Raw genomic sequence first — 16,205 nt, forward strand, 5'->3', positions numbered from 1 at the left:
TCCGAATGCACGTCATCGCTGTTCCTATCCGAATTTGAGAATACTATTCTCGCCTGGATAGAATCTTAATACCAGAAGGAGGCGACCATGGCGAGACCACCACTGTTCCGGCGCGCGAAGGTGATCCGGATCGTCAAGGAGACACCCGATACCCGCACCTTCGTGCTGGAACCGGAAGACGGGCCGTTCTCCTATCAGGCCGGGCAGTTCTGCACCTTCAAGGTCACCGTGGACGGCAAACCGCTGTTCCGGTCGTACTCGATGTCCAGCGCACCGGAGACCGACACCGAGTTCATGACCACGGTCAAAAGGGTCCCCGGCGGTGCGGTGTCGAACTGGATGCACGACAACCTCAGCGAAGGCGACGAGGTGGAGCTGACCCTGCCCACCGGCCGGTTCTGCCTGCGCGAGGGCGATGTGCCGGTACTCGGTTTCTCCGGCGGCAGCGGTATCACCCCGATCATCTCGCTGGCCAAGAGCACCCTGGCGAGCACCGGCCGTACGGTCCGGCTGCTGTGCGCCGATCGCGACCGGCCCTCGGCCATTTTCGAAGCCGCACTCGACGAACTGGTGGCGAAGTATCCGGACCGGCTGACCGTCGTCCGCCACCGCGACGACGAACACGGCTACGTGGACGCGGCGAAGGTCCGTGAATTCGTCGGCGAGCACACCGCCGGCGATGCCTACATCTGCGGCCCCGAACCCTTCATGGAGCTGGTGGAGAACGCGCTACCCGGTCCGGGCCGGATCTTCTCGGAACGTTTCGGCGGTGGCGCCCCCGCGAAACCGGCGCCCACCGCCCCGGCCCCGTCAGCGGAACCCGCGGTCACCCAGCCCGGTTCGGCCCCGGCGCCGTCCGCACCCGCCGAAGAGGGCACCGTGACGATCTACCTCAACCGGAAGAAGAAATCGGTTCCCCGCCGCGACGGCGAAACCCTCCTGGAAAGCGCCCGCCGCGCCGGGCTCACTCCCCCGTTCTCCTGCGAATCGGGTAACTGCGCCACCTGCATGGCCAAACTCACCGAGGGCAAGGCCACCATGCGTATCAACGATGCCCTCACCGACGACGACCTCGAGGACGGCTACATCCTCACCTGCCAGGCCGTCCCCGACACCCCCTCGGTGACGGTTCGCTACGAGTGACCGGGCCGGGCACTTCGTAGGTCGGACCACGCCCCCGGGGCACGAGTGGCCGCGTTGTCCTGCCGGCTCGCTCGTGCGCGGCGACGGCTCAACCCTGCGCCTGGGTCCGTCCCCACTGCACCAGCGCCCACGTAAGGAAAACGAACGCCAACCCGCTCGTCGCCACGCGGACGTAATTCCAGGCGACCCACCGCGCCTCGTCGAACGCCGCCCGCACGGCCGCCGGGTCCGCCATATCCGCCGGCGCACCGGCGGCCTTCAGCGCGTCGTTGAGCGGTAGGTGCACCGTGCCGGTGACCACGACGGTCACCAGATAGAGCACCGCCGCGGCCACCGTCCACCAGAGCACGGACGAGCGGCCCGGACCGAGCTGCAGCAGGGCCGCCGCGATGGAAAGTACGAGTGCGCCCATGAATGTGGCCAGGAACAGCGGGTTCACGATCGCCCGGTCGATCGCCTGGAACGACCCGATGAACGTCCGGTCGTCGGTGTTTTCCAGCCCGGGCATCACCGCCAGCGAGTAGATACCGAACACCCCGGCCATCAGTCCGGTGGTCACGGTGGCCGCCACCAGCACGGTCGCGCGAATTCCGTCGAGCATTCTTTCACCTCGTCCGAGTGGTCCCGACTACCTCATCCGAGGCGCGGCCTGCGGGATTCGCAGGTAGACATCGAATACCGTACCGGTCCCCCGGTTTCGATTCACCTGGGCGGGAGTGCGCGACCTACCGCTGCCGGGCGTCGCGACCTCACTCCGGTGCATCACCCGCGAAGCCGGAGGCCCAGAACCGGCCGCGCAGCGAGAGATCGCGCAGCATGGTGGTGACCGCTTCCGGGGACATCGCGCGCGTTTCCGGTTCCAACCACCACTGCAGCACGCCGATCTGCTCGCCGGCCCACGCCCGGGCCAGTAGCTCGATATCGACATTCGGCGTCACGCCCTGGGCTTGCGCGCGCGCCGCGAATACCGCCGCGGCGGTGGCGGCTTGGGCGTCGGCGAACCGGCGCAGCGCGCGGCCGTCCCCTTCGCCGCGCAGGATCACCCGGTAGGTATCGCGTTCCTCGGCGGCGTGCCGGAACATCTCCAGGATCGGTTTACCGGTGAACCCCACCGACGAGGTCGAGACCAGCGGTCGCTGCCGTTCCTGTAACTCGGCGATCAGGTCGGTGACGATGTGTTCGAGCAGGTCGTCCTTGTCGGTGTAGTGCGTGTAGAAGGTGGCGCGGCCGAGGTCGGCGCGCGCGGTGATGTCCTCCACGGTGACGCTCGCGTACCCGCGTTCGAGGATCAGCGCGATCAGGGCGTCGCGCAGGGCCCGCCGGCTGCGCCGGACACGGCGGTCTTCGGGTGGTGGCACTGGTTCCCTTTTCCTGTCGAGAGCCGTCTGCGTTCGAGCATATCGCGTATTGACACGACGCCTGTTATTAGACAGTCTGTCCATTAACAGCCATCGTGTCGGTTTGGAGTTTCGATGAATCTGGGCGGTTACCTCACCCGCAGCGCCACCTTCTGGCCCGACCGAGAGGCATTGGTCTGCGGATCCGCGCGCTGGACCTACCGGGAGCTGGAGGCCGAATCCAACCGGCTGGCCTCCGCGCTGATCGGCCGGGGGCTCGCCCCGGGCACCGCGGTCGGTACCTTCGCGGCCAATTCGGGCGAATTGGTGGTCACCGAGATGGCGCTGTCCAAGGGCGGTTTCGTGCGGGTGCCGGTGAACGCCCGCCTCGGTGGTGACGAACTGGCGCATATCCTGCGCGACGCCGCGGTGCGGGTCCTGTTCGTCGATCCCGCGCACGCGGAAACGGCGGCCGCGGCCGTCGCCCGGGCGGAGGCCGATTGCATCCTGGTCGATTACACCGGCCGCTCCACGGGGCCGCGGGCGTACCGGCAGCTGCTCGCGGAAGGGTCGGCCGAGGCGGTCGCGGTGGACGTGGACGCCGGCGAGCCGGCGGTGCTGAACTACACCTCTGGGTCGACCGGCAAGCTCAAGGCGGCGGTGCAGACGCACGGCAACCGGCTGGCCAATATGCGCAAACGGCTCATGAGCCCGTCCGGCGCGACCCAGCCCGACGACCGGTATCTGGCCCCCGGCCCCATCACCCACGCCTCCGGCATGATGCTGCTGGGCGTGCTGGCGCGCGGCGCGGCGGTGGTGATCCTGCCGGCCTTCGATACCGGGAAGTTCCTGCGGACGGTCGAATCCGAACGCATCACCACCACCTTCATGGTGCCGACCATGCTCAATATGCTGCTGGATCATCCCGCGATCGCCGAGGTGGACCTGTCCAGCCTGCGGGTCCTCGGTCTCGGGGGCGCCCCGGTGTCACCCCAGCGGTTACGCGACGCCGTGCGGGTATTCGGGCCGATCGTCATCCAGGGTTACGGGCTGGGCGAGACCACCAGCGGAATCACCGTCCTGACCGCCGAGGACATCGTGCGCGGTATCGAATCCGATCCGGAACTGCTGATGTCTTGCGGGCGGCCGGTTTTCGATACCGAGGTGCGGGTCGTCGACGAGGCGGGGAGGCCGCTGCCCGCGGGCGAGATCGGCGAGATCGTGGCGCGCGGCCCGGACTGTGTGCGCGAGTACTGGCACGAACCGGAACTGTCGGCGGAGACCTTCCGCAACGGCTGGGTGCACACCGGTGATGTGGGCTATTTCCGGTCCGACGGCTACCTGTTCATCGTCGATCGCAAGAAGGACATGATCATTTCCGGCGGTTTCAACATCTACTGCAGCGAGGTGGAGGCCGCCCTCTACGAACACCCCGGCGTGGCCGAGGTGTGTGTGGTCGGCGTGCCCGACGAACAGTGGGGCGAGGCGGTCAAGGCCGTGGTGGTCCCGCGGACGGGCGCGGCACCGACGGAAGAAGAACTGATCGAGCACTGCGCCGGCCGGCTGGCCCGGATGAAGAAACCGCGATCGGTGGATTTCGTCGCACAGCTACCGGTGAACCGCAACGGCAAGATCGACCGCCGCCTCGTCCGCGAGGGCTACTGGTCGGCCGCCGGCCGGCTCGTGAACTGACAGGGAGACCCGATGACCTTCACCCTCACTCCGGACTACGCCGACAACCCGCGTTTGGCGGATCTCGTCGGGCGGCTGCGCGACTATCTCGACGGCGAACTCGCCGAATACGAAACCGGTCTCGGACTCACCCGCGAATCCCGGTACAGCCGCGATGTATTGGAACCGATCTGGCGACGCAGCCGCGAACTCGGATTCTACGGTATTCACCTGCCGGTCGAATACGGCGGCCAGGGACTGACCTTTACCGAACTCGCGGCGCTCAAGGAGGAAATCGGCGCCTCGCCCCGGCTGTTCTCGAGTTCGGTACTGGGCGATATGGGCGGACCGCTGCGAATCGGCGCCATATTCGATTACGCCACCCCGTATCAGCTGGAGAAATATCTGCTCCCGGTGCTGCGCGGCGAACGCGCCTGCTGTTTCTCGCTCACCGAGAACGATGCCGGGTCGGATGTGCGCGGAATGCTGACCACCGCCACCCCGGACGGCGACGGCTGGCGATTGAACGGCCACAAAGTATTCTCCAGCGCCGGGCCTTTCGCGGATTTCTCCATTCTCGTCGCCCGGATGATGGATACCGACGGTGCACCTACCGACAATTATTCGGCGTTCCTGGTCGACCTGGATGCACCCGGTTGCACTGTCGCCGAGGGGCAGACGCCGATGTCGGGAGAACATATCGAGGCCGATATCGTGCTCGACGACTGCTATATCGGGCCCGAACAACTGCTGGGTGAGATCGGCCAGGGTTTGCGGATCGGGCTCGGGCGGGTCACCGTGAACCGGCTGCTGCACTGCCCCACCGCGATCGGCGGGGCCCGCCGCGCCCTGCAGCTCTCGCTCGACTATGCCAAGACCCGCCGGGTCAACGGCGCACCGCTGGGGATGTTGCAGTCCATCCAGCACCGGCTCGCCGATATGGCCGCCGATTACTACGCCGCCCGGTCGATGACCTACGACGCACTCGCCGCGCTGGATACCGGCGCCCGCCCGCGGACCGAGGCGTTTCTGTGCAAACTGTTCGTCGCGGAGAAGGCGTTCACGATCGCCGATCACGCGGTGCAGATCCACGGGAAGGCCGGGGTGGTGCGCGGCGGCGAGATCGAAGGACTCTTCCAGAAGCTGCGGATGTTCCGGATCCTCACCGGTTCCTCGGAGATCCAGCGCAACGGTATCGCCCGCGAACTCCTGCTCGCATGACGACGGGTACCGATTTCGAGATCGACCGGGAACCCGATTACCGGTTCACCCTCGCCAACGAACGCACCTTCCTGGCCTGGATCCGCACCGCGCTCGGCCTGGTGGCCGGCGGGATCGTGGTGGGCCAGTTGTATTCGGCCGGGTCGGTCCGGCCGCGCATCAGCTGATCGGCGCGGTGTGCGCGGTACTGGCCTGCGTGATCGCGCTCGGTGCGTTCCGGCAGTGGCGGCGGGTGCAGCAGGCCATGCGCCGCGCGGCCCCGCTACCCCGGCCGCCCCTGGTCACAGTCACGGTCGCCGGAGTCTGTGTGGCAGCACTGCTCTCGGTGGCGTTGCTCGCGCTGTGACCACCGACGCCGGACTACAGCCCGAACGCACAGCACTGGCCTGGCGGCGCACCCTGCTGGCCGCGACCGTGCTGTTCGTCCTGCTCATCCGGTCCGCCGTGGTCACCCCGTCACCGAGGGCCTTCACCGGGTTGTGTGGCGCTGTGGTCGTTCTGACGGCACTGGCCGCGACCGCCCGCCTGCGCCGCCGCCGCTATCTCCACGATCCCGCCGATCCCCGGCCGATTCCGGTAGCAGCGGCCGCGGTGGTCTGCGCCGGGATCTGCTGCACCGCCTGCGGTCTGCTACCGCCACCCGCCTGAGCCGGTCCCCGCCGCCCGGCCCGAAGAGGAGAATCCATGACCCGAACCATCGACCCCCGGGATATGACCTGGACACGCGGGTTCCTCGACCCCGCGCACGTCCGTCAGCACGCCACCACCATCCGCGAGATGAGTCCCACCCGCCGGGTCTGGCGGGGCACCGGCACCCGGTGGGAGCTGCCCACCGCCCCGGCCGATCTCGCCGAGTTGCCGATCCGCTGGACCTGGGACCGCACGGTACCGCTGAGCCGGGCCTTGGCCGAATCGGATACCGACGCGCTGGTTGTCGTGCACCGCGGCCGTGTGGTGTACGAGCAGTACCTGCACGGATACCTTCCGCACGCACCGCATCTGAATGCCTCGCTCACCAAGTCGTATATCGGCCTGCTCGCCGCGCTCGTCGAAGATCAGGGGTTGATCCGGCGGGGCGAGCGGGCCGAGACCTACGTCCCGGAACTGGCCGGCACCGGCCTGGGTGCGGCCACCCTGCAGGAACTACTGCATATGACCACCCAGGTGAATTTCGGCGGCCGGCCCTATGACCGGGTACTCGAGGCGCATCGTTTCTGGGCGGTGGTCTCCCCCGGATTGCGCCCGGCCGGATACACCGGACCCGGCACCATCCTCGATCATCTCGGCACCAGTAGCGCGACCGGATCGTTCGGCACCGAATTCCGGTACGACAACGCCAACACCGAGGTCATCGCCGAGGTGTTGCGCCGGGTCACCGGACTCTCGACGGCCGATCTGCTCGGCGAACTCGTCTGGTCGCGGATCGGCGCGGCCGAGGACGCTTATTTCGTCGTGGATTCCGCCGGCGCCGAAATGGCCTGCGGCGGTTTCGCCGCCACCGCACTCGACGGCGCCCGGGTGGGCGAGATGCTGCGCTGCGAGGGCGCGGTGGGCGGACGGCAGGTGATCCCGGCCGCGGTCGCACGCTCGATCACCGCGATACCGGAGGGGCCTACACGGAAGGTCCGGTTGCCGCGCGATCCCGTCGACACACCGCCCCGGCTCGGCTACCACGATTTCTGGTGGATCCTCGAAGACGGCTCCTATATGGCCAGCGGTATCCACGGCCAGCGGCTCTACGTCTCCCCCGGCCGGGAACTGGTGATCGTCCACTACGGCGCGCACATCCTGTCGCCGGCCGTACCGCCCCCGCCGCTGGTCGTCCTCTTCGCTCAGCTCGGCGCCGCTCTCTCCGCCGGCTGACCCGCGGATTCATCGACAAGGAACTGCAATGACGCACTCCTCTGCTTCCGTTCTGCCCGGTCACCGGGCCCGCCGGGGTAAGAACCTTGCCCTGCTCACCGGCTCCTCCGCGATGGACAATGCCGAAGCCAATGTGACCTCCGTGCTGTTCCCGCTGATGCGGGAGGCACTCGGGCTGTCGAATTCCGCCCTCGGCACGATCGTGGCCGTCGGGAAGGCGGTCGGCGTATTCGCCGGCGTGCCGTGGATGATGCTCGCCAACCGCTACTCGCGGCGGACCGTGCTGGCGATCTGCGCGGGCTTCTGGGGTGTGTGGTCGATCGCGGCCGGTATGTCGGCGAGTTTCGGCCAGTTCGTGGTGCTGTACGGGATCGCCGCCGCCGGATTCGCCGGTGCGGGACCGATCGCGCTGGCCATCCTGTCCGATATCTACCCCGACAGTCACCGCGGGCGGGCCACCGGCGCCCTGTACGGCGGGGTCGCGCTGATCACCGGGATCTCCGGGCCGGTCTTCGGACAGTTCTCCGGGTTCGCCGACGGCTGGCGCTACGGTTTCTATCTCTCCGGCGGGATCACCCTGGTGCTGGGTGTGCTGATCCTGTTCTGCCTCGACGATCCGGTATCGCGGTCCCGCCGCGACGTCGACGTACCGTCCATCGACCGGATCGAGGACAAGGCCCGGAACCTGCGCGCCGGGCTGCGGGAACTCCTCGCCATCCGGACCTATCGGTACCTGCTGGTCCAGCGGGTGTTCTCCGGGCAGAACATCATCATGAGTTTCGCGACGACCTTCATGGTCACCGAACGCGGGCTCAGCACGGCCACCGCCGCGGCGATCGTCCTGCCGTTCGCCCTCGGTTATATGGCGGGCACGTTCACCGGCGGCCGGGTCAACGATCTGTGGCATCGGCACCGGCCGCGTACCGGCCGGGTCGCGATGCTGCAGGTGGTTCAGCTGGCCTTCGCCGCGGTCGCGTTCGCCGCCATCCAGCCGGTGTGGTCGCATACGGGGATCTACGTGCTGCTGTTCACGGTGCTGGGTTTCCTGCAGGGGCAGGTTCCGGTCACCAACCGGCCGCTGATCATGGCGGTGGTTCCGCCGCCGCTGCGCGGGCTGGCGTTCGCGGTGTCGGTTTCGACGGTCGAGGCTCTCGCCTACGCCGGGTACGCCCTGCTGGCCGGTTTTCTCGGTGACGCGATCGGCCTCCAGGCCACGCTGCTCCTGATCACGGTGGGGCTGACCGCGGCGAACGGAGTGTGCTCGGCGGCGCTGTACCGGCCGTATGCGCACGACAGCGCAGTGATCGCTGCCCGTTGGCCGGATGCTTCCCCTGTCGTGTCGAAGCCGCCGGTGGTCGGCGCGCCGGAGTAGCACGCAGACCGCCCCCTCTTCCCGGGCCGGGCGGAGGGGGCGGTGGTTCGACGGGTTCAGGGGGTGACGATCGGGAAATCCCGGTTCGGGCTGTCCAGGAGTTCTTTGATCTGCTGCAGGAGTGCGGGATTGCCGGTGACGCGAATATCGCCGGACCGGACGGCCCCGGCGAAATCACCGCCGCCCAGGATCACCTTCAGCAGGGTCGCCCTGGTGAGATCGAACGTGGCGCCCGGCGCGGTGCCCGGTGCACCGGGCGGCAGGTCGTAATGGACCAGCACACCGTTGCGCAGTTCCGTCCGGTGGGTGCGGCGTTCGTCGCGGATACGCCAGTCCACCACGATCCGCTGATCCCACGCCTTCGGCCCGTCCACCCGGACCGCGAGGGCGTCGAACACCATCTCCACCGTCAGCGCCGCACTCAGCCCCGCGTTGTCCGAACTGGTCGGCGTACCGAACGACCCGTTGCGCAGTTCGGTGGCGCCGGAGAGGTAGAAGTTGCGCCAGGGCGCGTTCTCCGCGCCGTAGCCGAGCTGTTCGAACGCACTGGCCTGGATCTGTTTCGCCGCCGTGTTCGCCGGGTCGGCGAAGATCACGTAGTTCACCAGCTGTGCCACCCAGCGGTAGTCGCCGTCGCGGTAGGCCGCGCGCGCCTTGTCCAGGACGGCGTCCGCACCGCCCATGGCGTCCACGTGCCGGGCGGCCGATTCGGCCGGCGGATGCTCCCACAGGTGGGCGGGATTACCGTCGAACCAGCCCATATAGCGCTGGTAGATGCCCTTCACGTTATGGCTCAGCGAGCCGTAGTAGCCGCGACTGTGCCACGCCTGCCGCAGCGCGGGTGGCAGTTCCAGCATTTCCGCGATCTCGCTGCCGACAAAGCCCTGGTTGATCAGCCGCAGTGTTTGATCGTGCAGGTAGGCGTAGAGGTCGCGCTGCAGCTCGAGGTATTCGACGATCCGCTGCGACCCCCACGTCGGCCAGTGATGCGAGGCGAACGCGACCTCGGCCTCACCGCCGAACAGGTTGATCGCCTCGGTGAGGTACGCCGACCACATCCGCGCGTCACGGACCTGCGCGCCGCGCAGAGTGATCACATTGTGCATGGTGTGGCAGGCGTTCTCGGCCATGCACAACGCGCGGTGGTCGGGGAAGTAGAAGTTCATCTCCGCCGGCGCCTCGGTGCCCGGGGTCAGGTGGAAGACGATGCGCACACCGTCGAGGGTTTCCTCCTGCCCGGTGCGGGTGATGTCGAGGGTGGGCGGGATCAGGCCGATGGTGCCGGTCGAGGTGGTCTGCCCCAGTCCCGACCCGACCTGCCCCTTGGGTCCGCGGGGCAGGGCCGCGCCGTACATGTAGCCGGCGCGGCGGCTCATCGCCGGGCCCGCGTAGACGTTCTCCGAGACCGCGTGTTCGAGGAACCCGACGGGCGCCACCACCGGGCAGCGGCCCGCCCGGACCTCCTCCGGCGTGATCACCCCCAGCGCGCCACCGAAGTGGTCCACATGGGCGTGCGTGTAGATCAACCCGGTGACGGGGCGATTTCCCCGGTGCTCCCGGTACAGGGCCAGCGCGGCGGCCGCCGTTTCCTTCGAGATGAGCGGGTCGATCACCACAACGCCGGTCCGGCCCTCCACCAGCGTCATATTCGACAGGTCCAGGCCGCGCACCTGATAGATCCCCGGCACCACTTCGTAGAGGCCCTGCCGGGTCACCAGCTGGGACTGCCGCCACAGGCTCGGATGCACCGAGGGCGGGCAGGGGTCGCGCAGGAAGGCATAGGAATCGTTGTCCCACACGACCTTGTCGCCGTCCCCGCGCACCACGCCCGGTTGCAGCGCTCCGATGAAACCGCGGTCGGCGTCGGCGAAATCCGCGGCATCCGACATCGGCAGTGTTTCGGCCGCCCGCCTGTTCAGGTCGAGGATATGGTCGCTGGGCTCGGCGACCTCGGCGAAAGCGCCGTCATCGGCGGCCCCCGGAGAATCGCAACCGGTCACCGTCGCACCCACCGCGGTCACCGCCAGTGCCGCCGCCCCGAAACCGAGAACTCCGCGCCGCGAAAATGTGCGGTTCGCGCCGGAATCCGGTTCTCTCGCGCCGGTCTCCCTGCCGCTGTCTTCCGTCATCGTCGACATCACCCACTCACTCGAAAAACACTCGGCGCAGCTATCCGATATATCTCTGCTCAATTGCCGGAAAAAGAATTCCGTGGCCGCGATCACATCACAAGTTTTCGTGCGCACTTTGCGAAACAAGCGATTCGAAAATTATGTGCATTGTGTGCAGCGGAATGGCTGCACAGTATCGTGCACGAGGTGGTCGGAGCACGATTCCGGACGATCCGGTTACGGACACAGGTCCTGCTGTTGCAGGTTCTGGTTCTCGCGCTGGCCTTTGTCGTCGCCGTCGCGATCTGGGCGTTCCGCAGCGATGTCCGGTTGCGCAACAGCTACGGGCAACAGGCGCTGGCCACCGCCCAGGTGCTGGCCGCCGAACCGGGAGTGCGGGAGCAGGTCACCGGGGCCGCGACGGCACCCCGGCCGGAGCCGGGACAGCACCGCGACGAGCCGGGCAACCTGCTGTTGCAGCGCACCCTGGTCGCGACACAGCAGCGGACGGGCGCGCAGTCGCTCCGCGTCACCGACGATCGCGGCGTCGTCCTGGCCGGCACGGATTCACCCGCCGTCGGGCTCACACCCGGGGACAACCCGGCCGATGCTGCCCCACCCACCACCGCGCCCGGCGAGAATCCGGCCGGCACCACCACACCCGCCACCGTGCCCGGCGAGTATCCGGCCGGCACCGCCACGGACACGGAGGAATACGGAACCGATCACGGCACCGCATGGGCCCGGGCACCGATCCATGCGACCGGAACCGACCGGTTCACCGGCACCGTCGAGGTCCGGATCCCCACCCCCACCCGCGTCGGCGAACTGCGCAATGCTGTCCCGGTCGTCGGCGCCGGGCTGCTGCTGGGCGTCCTCGGCGCGGTCCTGCTCGCCCGCCGCTGGCGCGGTCTCACCCTCGGTCTGGAGCCCGCCGACCTGGCCGAACTCGTCCGCGGCCAGGCCGCCGTCCTGCACGGAATCGGTGAGGGCGTCGTCGCCGTCGATTCGCAGTGGCGCACCACCTTCGTCAACGAGCAAGCCGCCCGGCTGCTCGGTATCGACCCGGTACCCGGCCGCCCGATAGGCGATATCGGCCTGACTCCACGAGTCCGGGACCTGTTCCGCACCCTCGAATCCCGCCCGACCATGGCCACCGTGGGCGACCGGGTCGTGGTGGTCGCGGCCCGCCCGGTCCGCCACGACGGCCGTGATCTGGGTGCAGTCCTGGTCGTGCACGACCGCACCGATGTGGAATCGCTGGCCCGGCAGCTCGACGCGGTGCAGTCCATGAGCACGGTCCTGCGCGCCCAGCGCCACGAGTTCGCCAATACCCTGCACCTGCTCAGCGGTCTGCTGCACCGGGGCCGGATCGACGAAGCCACCCGCCGGATCGACGGCGTCCTCGGATCGGGTCCGCTGGGGGCCGCGGCACCGGGTATCGACGCCATCCACGATCCGTATCTACAGGCATTCGTCGCGGCCAAGGCCGCCCACGCCCGGGAGCGTGGTGCCGAACTGGTGCTCGGCCCGCACACGGCTGTCGACGGTGATCTCATCGATCCGGTCGATGTCACCACGGTGCTGGGCAACCTCCTGGACAACGCCTTCGACGCCGTCGCCGGCAGCCCGGTGAAACGCGTGGAAGTGGAACTGGTCCAAGAGGAATCGGCGCTGTACCTCACCGTCGCCGACAGCGGTCCCGGGATCGCACCGGAACTGGTGGACAGTATTTTCACCGAGGGGATCTCCACCCGTGACGGGTCCACGATCCCCGGCGGGCGCGGCGTCGGCCTGGCCCTGAGCCGGCAGCTGGCCCGGGCCCGCGGCGGCGATGTCCTCCTGTCCAGTCCGGGCGGCGGCACCGCGGTACTGTGCGGAGCCGAATTCGTCGCCCGTATCCCCGGCGTCCTGAGGGTGAGGAACGAGCCATGAGCACCGACCCGCTGCGCGTGCTGATCGTCGAGGACGATTTCCGCATCGCCGACCTGCACGCCGAGATCGCGGCCGCGGTCCCCGGCTTCACCGTCGCGGCGACAGTGGGCACCGTGGCCGCCGCCCGCACCCGCTACCGCGACCTGGCCGTCGACCTCGCCCTGGTCGACGTTTACCTCCCGGACGGCGACGGTATCGATCTGGTCCGCGAAATGCACTGCGATACCATGGTTCTCACCGCCGATTCCGAGGGAACCACCGTCCGTTCCGCGCTCGCCGCCGGCGCACTCGGCTATTTCGTCAAACCCTTCCCCCCGGCCGCCCTCAGTTCCCGCCTGGCCGGTTACGCCCGCTACCGCCGCCTCCTGGCCGACCCGGGCGTAGACCACGCCCGCGTCGAATCCGCCCTGGCCGCTCTCCGCCCGGCCCCCGCATCCAGCCCGGCCACACCGGTCACCTCACCGACAAAAGACCTCGTCCTGGAAGCGATCCGGCGTTCTCCCCAACCGCTGTCCGCCGGTGAGGTCGCCGATACCATCGGCGTCTCCCGCCCCACCGCCCAACGCCACCTCACCGCCCTCGTCGCCACCGGCGTCCTCCGCATGCGCCTGCGCTACGGCCAGGCGGGCCGCCCCGAACAGGAATACTCGCCGACCCCGTAACCGCTGCAAACGCGTCACAAATGGTCACCACAGACTCGCTGGGTAGCATGACGCGATGGTCATGCCGAGCGGTTCGAGCACCGATCGCCCCGACCTTCCCGAGTCGATGACCTGGGAGGAACTGGACCAACTGCCGGAGGAGATCGCCGCGCAGATCGAACTGTGGGAGGGCCGCGTGGTGTGGGTTCGGCGGAGGCCGGGAGCAGGCGCGGGAATCCCCTCCTACTGGGAGGTGGACCTGAAAAAGGATCTCACCGGAATCGGTGCCCTACGCGTGTACGTTCTCGAGATCGGTCACGCCGAACTGCCGCCGGGGGTGCGCCCGCTGCGGAACGCGAACTATCTGCTGGCGGGCGAGTGGACGCCGAACTCCGCCGCGGACGTCTCCTTTCCCTATCCCCTTCTCGATCGAGATCCCCTGGTCGGCGCTGGTATTTTGACCACGCCGCACTGATCGGGTCGCGCAGTCCGTCGACGGCAGCTTCAGGTGCCGGGTTCTACGCGCAGGATCCGATCGTCGCCGGGGGCGGGGTTGCCGCGACCGTCGGTGTTGTTGGTGAGCACCCACAGCGAACCGTCGGGCGCTACGGTGACGTCGCGCAGCCGGCCGTACTCGCCGGCCAAGTGTTCGGTGGAGGTGGCGGGATCGTCGAGCGGGATCTGCCGTAATCGCCCACCGCGCAGGTTCGCGAGGTAGATGCTCCCGTCCTGGACGGCCATCCCGCTCGGGCTGGCGTCGGCGGGCCGCCACTGCTGGACCGGATCGCGGAAACCGTCGCGACCGGCGATACCTTCCACCTCCGGCCAGCCGTAGTTGCCGCCGGGTTCGATCACATTCAGTTCGTCCCAGGTGTCCTGTCCGAACTCGCTCGCGTACAGCGTGCCGTCCGCGGACCAGGCGAGACCCTGCGGGTTGCGGTGGCCGTAGCTGTAGACCAGGGACCCGGGGAACGGATTGTCCGCGGGTGCCCGCCCGTCCGGGGTCATCCGCAGGATCTTGCCGGTGAGTGCGGCGCGTTCTTGTGCGCTGCCGCGGTCCCCGGCATCGCCGACGGTGGCATACAGCATCCCGTCGGGACCGAAGGCGATCCGTCCCCCGTTGTGGAACCTGGCGGCCGGGATATCGGCCAGCAGCGTTTCTCCGGCTCCGAGGCCGAGAGCGCCGGGCGCGCCGGTGAGTTCGAATCGCTCGATACGGTTCTCGCTGCCTGCGGTGTAATAGGCGTAGAGGCTGCCGTCGCGCACGGCGATACCCTGCAGCCCGCCCTCACCCGACGCCGCGACGCCCGCGATCACCCCGGCCTCGCGCGGAGTTCCGTCGGTGCCGAGTTCGAGGATGCGGCCCGAATCCCGCTCGCTCACCAGCGGAGTTTCCCCGTAGAAAGCGATCGACCAGGGTGCGGCGAGGCCGGTGGTGATGGTGGTGACCGTCCGGTCCGGTGAAGAGGAAGGCGATCCGGCCGGGGTTCCGGTCGAAGGGGGTCCGGCCGGATCGGTGCCCGGGCCGGGCGTGCACGCGGCCAGTACTCCGGCGGCCAGAGCCGGCGCGATGAGCCCGGTGAATCGTCGCCGCCCGGTCATCGCTGCCCACCGGTCCCGGCGCCGTCCACCGGCAGCCTCCGGCATCCCCACGGCACACTCGGAGACGCGAATCGCCCGATCTCGCCGATTCCCGCGCTCGATCCCATCCTTCGAGGCTACGACCCCGGCCGGGTTTCCGGGGCTGGGCACTCACGTCGGCCTCCTTCCCTCGCCTCGAGGCCGGGCCGTGCGCATATCGAAGGCCGGGCCGTGGGCATATTCGCTCGAACACTCCGACGGGGCCGGGGCAGTAGCGCCCCGGCCCCGTCGGCCGGTGGTTCCTTTCGACCCGTCAGGCCGGCACGGGGCTCCACTGTTCGGCCGGCGACCGGCCCGGCAGCGGCTTACCGATGAGGGCCAGCGGGACGAAGAAGTTCACCTGGCCGATCGCCATCGCGAGCGTGGCCAGGGCCTTGTCGTCGTAGTGTTCGGCCGCCCGGGTGTAGAGCTCGTCGGGGACCCGCTCACCGTGTGCGGCCGGTTGCAGGACGGCCTCGGTCAAGGCGAGCGCGGCGCGCTCCGCCGCGCTGAAGTACGGGGCGTCGCGCCAGGTCGCGACCGCGGCGATACGTTCCTCGGATTCGCCCGCGGTGCGCAGGTTGCCCGTGTGCAGGATCGCCAGGTAGGTGCTGCCGACGATCTGCCCGGCCCGCAGCTGGACCAGGCCGATCGTGGTCCGCGGAATCGCCCCGTTGCCGGTGGCTTTGAACAGTGCCGCCCCGACCTCGCCCAGTTCCGGGACGAGCTGCTGCGGGTTGGGCAGCCGGGAGCCGGTGGTTTCCTGCGTGGCGGTGGTGTTTGCATTCATGACAGTTGTTTCCTTCTCTTGTGTGGTGAATCGGTGGGGATCAGGCGGGCTGCGGCCGGTGGCGGGAACCGCCGAGAGCACGCAGGGCCGCGGTGGTGGAGCCGCCCTGCGGCAGCCAGGCACGGGCGGCGAAGGTGCAGGCGGCGAAGGCCAGCGGCATGGCCCATTTGTCGGGGCCGTCACCGGCGGCCAGATGGGAGGTCGCGGCGCCGCCGTAGACGAAGACCAGCCCGGCGTACGCCCATTCCTTGGTCCGGGGATGGCCGGGGGTGAGGATCGCGGCGAGCGCCGCGGTCTTGGCGACACCGAGCATGGTGGCGAAGTACATGGGGTAGCCGAGATGCTCGAACGAATCGCGGACGTAGGAGATCCGGGCGAGATCCCAGTACGCGCCGACCGCGGTCTCGGCGAGGACGGCGGTCACGGGAACCCAGCGCGCGAGTTTCAGGCCGCGGGATCGGATCATGGAAGTGGTGCGAGTGGACATGGTCGGACTACTCC

General features: G+C 68.7%; 17 protein-coding genes. 11 read left to right on the top strand and 6 right to left on the bottom strand.

All coding sequences use genetic code 11. From position 1 onward, the window contains the following. Window positions 1–87 precede the first annotated feature (87 nt). Window positions 88–1,143, top strand: coding sequence for a 2Fe-2S iron-sulfur cluster-binding protein (locus ACQEVO_RS18600; RefSeq protein WP_432914938.1), 1,056 nt, complete (start codon window positions 88–90; stop codon window positions 1,141–1,143). A gap of 88 nt (window positions 1,144–1,231) precedes the next feature. Here the strand turns inward: ACQEVO_RS18600 and ACQEVO_RS18605 are convergent, their stop codons facing one another. Both ACQEVO_RS18605 and ACQEVO_RS18610 read right to left on the bottom strand, forming a co-directional pair. Continuing rightward, window positions 1,232–1,744, bottom strand: coding sequence for a DUF1772 domain-containing protein (locus ACQEVO_RS18605; protein WP_432914940.1), 513 nt, complete (start codon window positions 1,742–1,744; stop codon window positions 1,232–1,234). A 148-nt stretch (window positions 1,745–1,892) separates the two neighbouring features. Continuing rightward, the gene (locus ACQEVO_RS18610) at window positions 1,893–2,501 is read right to left on the bottom strand and encodes a TetR/AcrR family transcriptional regulator (RefSeq protein ID WP_432914941.1); all 609 of its coding nucleotides are present in this window, start codon (window positions 2,499–2,501) and stop codon (window positions 1,893–1,895) included. A gap of 114 nt (window positions 2,502–2,615) precedes the next feature. Between ACQEVO_RS18610 and ACQEVO_RS18615 the strand changes: the two genes are divergently transcribed. The 7 genes from ACQEVO_RS18615 to ACQEVO_RS18645 are packed head-to-tail and all read left to right on the top strand — an operon-like array spanning window position 2,616 to window position 8,607. After that, window positions 2,616–4,172: an acyl-CoA synthetase gene (locus ACQEVO_RS18615; RefSeq protein ID WP_432914943.1), complete on the top strand. Its 1,557-nt coding sequence runs from the start codon at window positions 2,616–2,618 to the stop codon at window positions 4,170–4,172. A 12-nt stretch (window positions 4,173–4,184) separates the two neighbouring features. After that, window positions 4,185–5,372: an acyl-CoA dehydrogenase family protein gene (locus ACQEVO_RS18620; protein ID WP_432914945.1), complete on the top strand. Its 1,188-nt coding sequence runs from the start codon at window positions 4,185–4,187 to the stop codon at window positions 5,370–5,372. Further along, window positions 5,369–5,539, top strand: coding sequence for a YidH family protein (locus tag ACQEVO_RS18625; RefSeq protein WP_432914947.1), 171 nt, complete (start codon window positions 5,369–5,371; stop codon window positions 5,537–5,539). The genes ACQEVO_RS18620 and ACQEVO_RS18625 overlap by 4 nt, the downstream gene beginning before the upstream one ends. An 8-nt stretch (window positions 5,540–5,547) precedes the next feature. Beyond that, entirely contained in the window at window positions 5,548–5,718 is a 171-nt protein-coding gene (locus tag ACQEVO_RS18630) for a hypothetical protein (RefSeq protein WP_432914949.1), read from the top strand. Next, a complete protein-coding gene (locus ACQEVO_RS18635) occupies window positions 5,715–6,020 on the top strand; it encodes a DUF202 domain-containing protein (protein WP_432914951.1) in 306 nt (101 codons plus the stop codon). The genes ACQEVO_RS18630 and ACQEVO_RS18635 overlap by 4 nt, the downstream gene beginning before the upstream one ends. 36 nt (window positions 6,021–6,056) lie before the next feature. Then, the gene (locus tag ACQEVO_RS18640) at window positions 6,057–7,235 is read left to right on the top strand and encodes a serine hydrolase domain-containing protein (RefSeq protein WP_432914953.1); all 1,179 of its coding nucleotides are present in this window, start codon (window positions 6,057–6,059) and stop codon (window positions 7,233–7,235) included. A 28-nt stretch (window positions 7,236–7,263) separates the two neighbouring features. Then, window positions 7,264–8,607, top strand: coding sequence for an MFS transporter (locus ACQEVO_RS18645; RefSeq protein ID WP_432914955.1), 1,344 nt, complete (start codon window positions 7,264–7,266; stop codon window positions 8,605–8,607). A gap of 56 nt (window positions 8,608–8,663) precedes the next feature. On the opposite strand, the gene ACQEVO_RS18650 is transcribed toward ACQEVO_RS18645, so the two are convergent. Next, window positions 8,664–10,496, bottom strand: a complete 1,833-nt coding sequence (locus tag ACQEVO_RS18650; RefSeq protein WP_432922794.1) for an alkyl/aryl-sulfatase — start codon at window positions 10,494–10,496, stop codon at window positions 8,664–8,666. 429 nt (window positions 10,497–10,925) lie between these two features. Between ACQEVO_RS18650 and ACQEVO_RS18655 the strand changes: the two genes are divergently transcribed. Genes ACQEVO_RS18655 through ACQEVO_RS18665 form a run of 3 tightly spaced genes read left to right on the top strand, consistent with a single transcriptional unit; the run spans window position 10,926 to window position 13,769 of the window. Further along, window positions 10,926–12,653, top strand: coding sequence for a sensor histidine kinase (locus ACQEVO_RS18655; RefSeq protein ID WP_432914957.1), 1,728 nt, complete (start codon window positions 10,926–10,928; stop codon window positions 12,651–12,653). Further along, window positions 12,650–13,315: a response regulator gene (locus tag ACQEVO_RS18660; RefSeq protein WP_432914959.1), complete on the top strand. Its 666-nt coding sequence runs from the start codon at window positions 12,650–12,652 to the stop codon at window positions 13,313–13,315. The genes ACQEVO_RS18655 and ACQEVO_RS18660 overlap by 4 nt, the downstream gene beginning before the upstream one ends. 55 nt (window positions 13,316–13,370) lie before the next feature. Further along, a complete protein-coding gene (locus tag ACQEVO_RS18665) occupies window positions 13,371–13,769 on the top strand; it encodes a hypothetical protein (RefSeq protein ID WP_432914961.1) in 399 nt (132 codons plus the stop codon). Window positions 13,770–13,798: 29 nt separating this feature from the next. Here the strand turns inward: ACQEVO_RS18665 and ACQEVO_RS18670 are convergent, their stop codons facing one another. From ACQEVO_RS18670 to ACQEVO_RS18680, 3 genes are all read right to left on the bottom strand, one after another. Then, window positions 13,799–14,896: a PQQ-dependent sugar dehydrogenase gene (locus tag ACQEVO_RS18670; protein WP_432914963.1), complete on the bottom strand. Its 1,098-nt coding sequence runs from the start codon at window positions 14,894–14,896 to the stop codon at window positions 13,799–13,801. Window positions 14,897–15,188: 292 nt separating this feature from the next. Then, the gene (locus tag ACQEVO_RS18675; protein ID WP_432914965.1) at window positions 15,189–15,704 is read right to left on the bottom strand and encodes a carboxymuconolactone decarboxylase family protein; all 516 of its coding nucleotides are present in this window, start codon (window positions 15,702–15,704) and stop codon (window positions 15,189–15,191) included. 40 nt (window positions 15,705–15,744) lie between these two features. Beyond that, window positions 15,745–16,191 (bottom strand): DoxX family protein, encoded by a 447-nt coding sequence (locus tag ACQEVO_RS18680; RefSeq protein ID WP_432914967.1) that lies wholly within the window; start codon window positions 16,189–16,191, stop codon window positions 15,745–15,747. Window positions 16,192–16,205: the final 14 nt, after the last annotated feature.

It is taken from the genome of Nocardia sp. CA-290969, from assembly GCF_050936135.1.
Classification (GTDB): domain Bacteria; phylum Actinomycetota; class Actinomycetes; order Mycobacteriales; family Mycobacteriaceae; genus Nocardia.

Bases quoted from the DNA above. Each gene is read 5' to 3' on its own strand.
- ACQEVO_RS18600 (WP_432914938.1), top strand. From the start codon at position 88: ATGGCGAGACCACCACTGTTCCGGCGCGCGAAGGTGATCCGGATCGTC.
- ACQEVO_RS18665 (WP_432914961.1), top strand. From the start codon at position 13,371: ATGGTCATGCCGAGCGGTTCGAGCACCGATCGCCCCGACCTTCCCGAG.
- ACQEVO_RS18645 (WP_432914955.1), top strand. From the start codon at position 7,264: ATGACGCACTCCTCTGCTTCCGTTCTGCCCGGTCACCGGGCCCGCCGG.
- ACQEVO_RS18625 (WP_432914947.1), top strand. From the start codon at position 5,369: ATGACGACGGGTACCGATTTCGAGATCGACCGGGAACCCGATTACCGG.
- ACQEVO_RS18670 (WP_432914963.1), bottom strand. From the start codon at position 14,896: ATGACCGGGCGGCGACGATTCACCGGGCTCATCGCGCCGGCTCTGGCC.
- ACQEVO_RS18650 (WP_432922794.1), bottom strand. From the start codon at position 10,496: ATGTCGGATGCCGCGGATTTCGCCGACGCCGACCGCGGTTTCATCGGA.
- ACQEVO_RS18615 (WP_432914943.1), top strand. From the start codon at position 2,616: ATGAATCTGGGCGGTTACCTCACCCGCAGCGCCACCTTCTGGCCCGAC.
- ACQEVO_RS18680 (WP_432914967.1), bottom strand. From the start codon at position 16,191: ATGTCCACTCGCACCACTTCCATGATCCGATCCCGCGGCCTGAAACTC.
- ACQEVO_RS18660 (WP_432914959.1), top strand. From the start codon at position 12,650: ATGAGCACCGACCCGCTGCGCGTGCTGATCGTCGAGGACGATTTCCGC.
- ACQEVO_RS18605 (WP_432914940.1), bottom strand. From the start codon at position 1,744: ATGCTCGACGGAATTCGCGCGACCGTGCTGGTGGCGGCCACCGTGACC.
- ACQEVO_RS18620 (WP_432914945.1), top strand. From the start codon at position 4,185: ATGACCTTCACCCTCACTCCGGACTACGCCGACAACCCGCGTTTGGCG.
- ACQEVO_RS18675 (WP_432914965.1), bottom strand. From the start codon at position 15,704: ATGAATGCAAACACCACCGCCACGCAGGAAACCACCGGCTCCCGGCTG.
- ACQEVO_RS18640 (WP_432914953.1), top strand. From the start codon at position 6,057: ATGACCCGAACCATCGACCCCCGGGATATGACCTGGACACGCGGGTTC.